This is a genomic window from Collinsella sp. 4_8_47FAA (genome assembly GCF_000763055.1).
Lineage (GTDB): Bacteria > Actinomycetota > Coriobacteriia > Coriobacteriales > Coriobacteriaceae > Collinsella.
In genome coordinates this window covers 1-829 of record NZ_KN214158.1, presented here as the reverse complement: position 1 = coordinate 829, position 829 = coordinate 1, and the positions used below count along the sequence as shown (strand labels likewise).

The 829-nt window shown below is 64.5% G+C and carries 2 protein-coding genes; both read left to right on the top strand.

What is annotated here, in order from left to right:
* Positions 1-190, top strand: a 190-nt coding sequence (locus HMPREF9463_RS10235; protein ID WP_035139000.1) for a hypothetical protein, incomplete at its 5' end; no start/stop codon positions are given.
* Positions 183-749 carry a hypothetical protein gene (locus HMPREF9463_RS10230; protein ID WP_035138999.1) on the top strand — a complete coding sequence of 189 codons (567 nt, stop codon included), beginning with the start codon at positions 183-185 and terminating at the stop codon, positions 747-749. The genes HMPREF9463_RS10235 and HMPREF9463_RS10230, both read left to right, overlap by 8 nt.
* Positions 750-829: the final 80 nt, after the last annotated feature.

Below are 829 nucleotides of genomic sequence, written 5' to 3'. Positions count from 1 at the left end.
CAAGGAGGTTGTCATGGTCAGGGTTCGTCTTGAGGGCCTGCCCGACGAGGTTCAGCGCATCGCCGACGCGATGCAGGCGGCGGGGTGCGTTCTGGAGCGCTCCCGCGAGTACCCGAACCGCGGCGAGAGCAGGTACGTGCGCGTATACCTCGACTGCGATCTGCCCAAGGAGGTGAGCCGCCATGATTGAGATTGACGGCGTCGAGCTGCGCACCGCGGCACAGTGGGAGAAGAAGCACCGCCATGTCAAGAAAGGCCAGCTCGGAAAGGGTGTGGAGCGCACTTGGCGCTCCCCGAACGGAAACACGACCGCGATGTTCTACAACATCGAGCAGACGCGCCCCTGGGCGAAAAAGGACGTCGAGGCGGTCAACCGCCGCCGCCGCGCCGACGCCAAGGCGAAGCGCGAGGCCGATGAGTGCGGGCGCATCGAGGGCGCCGCCCGCGCGGAACAGCATCGCAAAGACCTTCTCGATTGTTGGGGGGCTCACATCGACGAGGAAACCTTGCAGGAGGGCCGCCGCGACCACACCGCCTACCAGTGGTGCGATCTCGGCTTCGTTCCGATTGCCGAGGCTCGGTGGCGGCTTACCCGATACGGAGGCAATTCCGCATGGTATTACTGCTCTCCCTGGGATGTGCGCTATGACCCAGACCGCGCCAAGGAGCTGCTGGAGACGGGGCCGCGTGAGTACGACAGGCTGCCCGACGGTCGTCCGTACGATGGGCGTCCGTGGTGGCAAGCGTAAAAAAAACGGGGATGGTCAAAAACCCTCCCCGTTTCGTTAGCGGTGTCGACCCGCCTACCTGCGAGTCCTGTAGACCTTGC

Coding starts and splice junctions, on each gene's coding strand:
- HMPREF9463_RS10230 (WP_035138999.1), top strand. CDS start 183: ATGATTGAGATTGACGGCGTCGAGCTGCGCACCGCGGCACAGTGGGAG.